This is a genomic window from Arthrobacter sp. P1_B3 (genome assembly GCF_056406615.1).
The window spans coordinates 1-3939 of sequence record NZ_JBFTZV010000056.1; the positions used below are offsets into that span (position 1 = coordinate 1).

Consider the following 3939-nt stretch of genomic DNA (forward strand, 5'->3'; position numbering starts at 1 on the left):
GGGGCCGGAGAGGTCCGCGCCGGCGTCGGCGGTCAGGGCCTCGGCGATGATGTCCGCGACCTCGGCGAAGGCCGCCTCGCCGAAGCCGCGGGTCGCCAGCGCCGGGGTGCCGATCCGCAGCCCGGAGGTCACCATCGGCGGGCGCGGGTCGAACGGGACGGCGTTGCGGTTGACCGTGATGTCGATGGCCGCGAGGCGGTCCTCGGCTTCCTGGCCGTTCAGCTCGCAGTCACGCAGGTCCACGAGGACCAGGTGCACATCGGTGCCGCCGGAGATCACGGAGATCCCCTTCGCGGTCACATCCGGCTGGACCAGGCGGTCGGCGAGGATCCGGGCCCCGGCCAGGACCCGCTGCTGGCGCTCCCGGAACTCCTCGGACGCGGCGATCTTGAACGCCACGGCCTTGCCCGCGATCACGTGCTCCAGCGGCCCGCCCTGCTGGCCCGGGAACACCGCCGAGTTGATCTTCTTGGCGATCTCSGCGTCGTTGGACAGGATGATCCCGCCGCGCGGACCGGCCAGGGTCTTGTGCGTCGTGGAGGTGGTGACGTGGGCGTGCGGGACCGGGGACGGGTGCAGCCCGGCCGCGACCAGCCCGGCGAAGTGSGCCATGTCCACCATCAGGTAGGCRCCCACCGAGTCGGCGATCCGGCGGAACTCGGCGAAGTCGAGCTGGCGGGCGTACGCGGACCAGCCCGCCACGATCAGCGCCGGCTTGTGCTCGAGRGCCAGGCGCTCGACCTCGGCCATGTCGATCCGGTGGTCCTGTTCGCGGACCTGGTACGGGATGACGTTGTAGAGCCGGCCGGAGAAGTTGATCCGCATGCCGTGCGTCAGGTGCCCGCCGTGCGCCAGGTTCAGGCCCATGATGGTGTCCCCCGGACGGATCAGCGCATGCATCACCGAGGCGTTGGCCTGCGCCCCGGAGTGCGGCTGCACGTTCGCGAATTCCGCACCGAACAGGGCCTTGACCCGGTCGATCGCGAGCTGTTCGATCACGTCGACATGCTCGCAGCCGCCGTAGTAGCGCTTGCCCGGGTAGCCCTCGGCGTACTTGTTGGTCAGCACCGAACCCTGCGCCTGCATCACGGCCACCGCGGTGTGGTTCTCCGAGGCGATCATCTCCAGCCCGTCCCGCTGGCGGGTCAGTTCGGCGTCGATCCTTGCAGCGATCTCCGGATCCAGCGCGGACAGGTCCGCGTCCAGGCTCGCGGAGACGACCTGCTCAAACGCGACGGTACCCGTTGCGGCGCTCACAGTTCGCCGCCGTTCTTGGACGCGTACTCTTCAGCCGACATCAGCGGGCCTTCTTCGGTCACGGCCACCTTGAACAGCCAGCCGGCACCGTACGGATCGCTGTTGATCAGCGCGGGATCCGAAACGACGTCGTCATTGATCTCCACCACCTCGCCCGTCACCGGGGCGTAGAGGTCCGAGACGGACTTGGTCGACTCGACCTCGCCGCAGGTCTCCCCCGCGGTCACCGTCGACCCAACTTCCGGCAGGTCCACGTAGACGATGTCGCCGAGGGCGTCGGCGGCCACAGCCGAAATCCCAATCCCCGCAGGGCCCGATCCGTCGGCAGCAACCCACTCGTGTTCAGCGGAGTACTTCAGTTCGGCTACAACTTTGCTCATTTATCTCAATCCTTAAGTTCGTATGTGGTTTCGACAGGCTCAGCCAGCGGCGGCTGGCTACTTTTGGCGCTTGTAGAACGGCAGTGCGACAACTTCGAAAGGCTCCGCTTTGCCACGCAGGTCAATGTCCAGGGCTGTGCCCGGCACGGCGTGGTCGACGTCGACATAGGCCATGGCGACGGGGTACCCCAGGGTGGGGCTCGGCTGTCCGGAGGTCACTTCGCCCACCACGTTGCCGTCCTTGAGGACCGGGTAGTGGCTGCGGCCGGCCCGGCGGCCCAGGCCCTTGAGCCCCACGAGTTTGCGGCCGGTGGTGGAGCCTGCGCCGGCTGCCTTGAGTTCGCTCAGGGCAGCCTTGCCGATGAAGTCCGACTCCTTGGCGAGCGAGACGACCGGTCCCAGGCCTGCGGCGTACGGGTTGCCTTCGCGGGAGAGTTCGTTGCCATAGAGCGGCATGCCGGCTTCCAGACGCAGCGAGTCACGGCAGGCCAGGCCGGCGGGGATGAGCCCGTGGCCGGCGCCGGTTTCCAGCAGTGCTTCCCAGAGGCCGGCGGCGTCCTCGTTGGGAACGTAGATTTCGAAGCCGTCCTCGCCGGTGTAGCCGGTGCGGGCGAGGAGCAGATCGTGGTCAGTACCGTTGACGGTGATACGTACCTCAACCGCTGCGTAGTACTTCAGCTCGGTGACCAGGACATGCTGCTCGGCCGGGACCAGCGTCAGCAGAATGGCCTCTGCGTTCGGTCCCTGGACGGCGATCAGCGAGGTTTCGGCGGAAACGTCCTCCACCGTCACGTCGAACCCGCCTTCCTTGCCGGAAACAGCCCTTTCGGCCAGTGCCGCGGCAACCACCGCAGCGTTGCCGGCGTTGGGGACCACGAGGTACTTGTCCTCACCACGGCGGTAAGAGATGAGGTCATCGATGATGCCGCCGTCTTCCTGGCAGATCAGCGAGTACTTCGCTTTGCCGACGGCGACAGCCGAGAGCTTCCCGGCCAGGGCGTAGTCGAGGAACGCTGCGGCGTCCGGGCCGCTGACCCACACTTCGCCCATGTGGGAGAGGTCGAACAGGCCCGCGGCGTTGCGGACCGCGTGGTGCTCGGCCAGTTCCGATTCGTACTTGAGGGGCATCTGCCAGCCGCCGAAGTCCGTGAAGGAGGCGCCGGCTTTTTTGTGCTGCTCGTAGAGAGCGGTGTAGTTCTCACTCATCAGGGATCCTTAGTTCTCGAAGTCGGAAAGCGGCGGGCAGGAGCAGACCAGGTTGCGGTCTCCGGCGGCGCCGTCGATGCGCCCGACCGGCGGGAAGTACTTGTCCTGCCTGAGTGTGTGGACCGGGAATGCGGCCTGCTCACGCGGGTACGCCCGCTCCCAGTCGGAAGATACGACGGCGGCTGCCGTGTGGGGTGCGTTGCGCAGCGGGGAGTTCTCCACCGTGAAATCTCCGTTGGAGACCTGGTCGATCTCCTGGCGGATCGTGATCATCGCCTCGATGAAGCGGTCGATCTCCGCAAGGTCCTCGGACTCGGTGGGCTCCACCATCAGGGTGCCCGCCACGGGGAAGGACAGCGTGGGGGCGTGGAAGCCGAAGTCGATCAGGCGCTTGGCCACGTCCTCGGCGGTCACGCCGGTCTTGGCCGTGAGTTCACGCAGGTCCAGGATGCACTCGTGCGCCACCAGCCCGCTCTCCCCCGTGTAGAGAACCGGGAAGTGCTCATCCAACCGTGCGGCAATGTAATTCGCCGCGAGGAGGGCCGACTTGGTCGCTTCGGTGAGGCCCTGGCCGCCCATCAGTTTCACGTACGCCCAGGAGATCGGCAGCACACCCGCGGATCCGTAGCGTGAAGCGGAGATCGCAACACCAGTTCCTGGTTCGGTACCGCCGGCTTCGTGCGCCGCCTTGTTCGCGTCCCCTGGCATGAACGGTGCAAGGTGTGCCTTGGCAGCAACCGGGCCGACGCCGGGTCCGCCGCCGCCGTGCGGGATGCAGAAGGTCTTGTGCAGGTTCAGGTGCGAGACGTCGCCGCCGAACTTGCCCGGCTGGGCGAGGCCCACGAGGGCGTTGAGGTTGGCGCCGTCGACGTAGACCTGCCCGCCGGCGGCGTGGATCGCGTCGCAGACCTCGCGGACGTCGGCGTCGTAGACCCCGTGGGTGGACGGGTAGGTGATCATGATCGCCGAGAGGACGTCCTTGTTGGCCTCGATCTTGGCGGCGAGGTCCGTGTGGTCGATCGTGCCGTCCGAAGCCGTGGCCACGACGACCACCTTCATGCCGGCGAGCACGGCGGAGGCGGCGTTGGTGCCGTGA

The 3939-nt window shown here is 67.4% G+C and carries 3 protein-coding genes and 1 pseudogene; all 4 read right to left on the reverse strand.

Translation table 11 applies throughout. From position 1 onward, the window contains the following. Window positions 1-1257 (reverse strand): serine hydroxymethyltransferase (gene glyA, locus AC1D2F_RS23685; RefSeq protein ID WP_476967889.1); only part of this gene is annotated, 1257 nt, incomplete at its 3' end. Next, entirely contained in the window at window positions 1254-1637 is a 384-nt protein-coding gene (gcvH, locus tag AC1D2F_RS23690; protein WP_229996026.1) for a glycine cleavage system protein GcvH, read from the reverse strand. The genes gcvH and glyA, both read right to left, overlap by 4 nt. Window positions 1638-1694: 57 nt before the next feature. Further along, window positions 1695-2843: a glycine cleavage system aminomethyltransferase GcvT gene (gene gcvT, locus AC1D2F_RS23695; RefSeq protein ID WP_476967890.1), complete on the reverse strand. Its 1149-nt coding sequence runs from the start codon at window positions 2841-2843 to the stop codon at window positions 1695-1697. Window positions 2844-2852: 9 nt separating this feature from the next. Further along, window positions 2853-3939: pseudogene (locus tag AC1D2F_RS23700) on the reverse strand (glycine dehydrogenase (aminomethyl-transferring)); the annotation flags it as partial.

What these genes read in the sequence shown, in the direction of transcription:
- gcvH (WP_229996026.1), bottom strand. Translation starts at nt 1,637, where the DNA reads ATGAGCAAAGTTGTAGCCGAACTGAAGTACTCCGCTGAACACGAGTGG.
- gcvT (WP_476967890.1), bottom strand. Translation starts at nt 2,843, where the DNA reads ATGAGTGAGAACTACACCGCTCTCTACGAGCAGCACAAAAAAGCCGGC.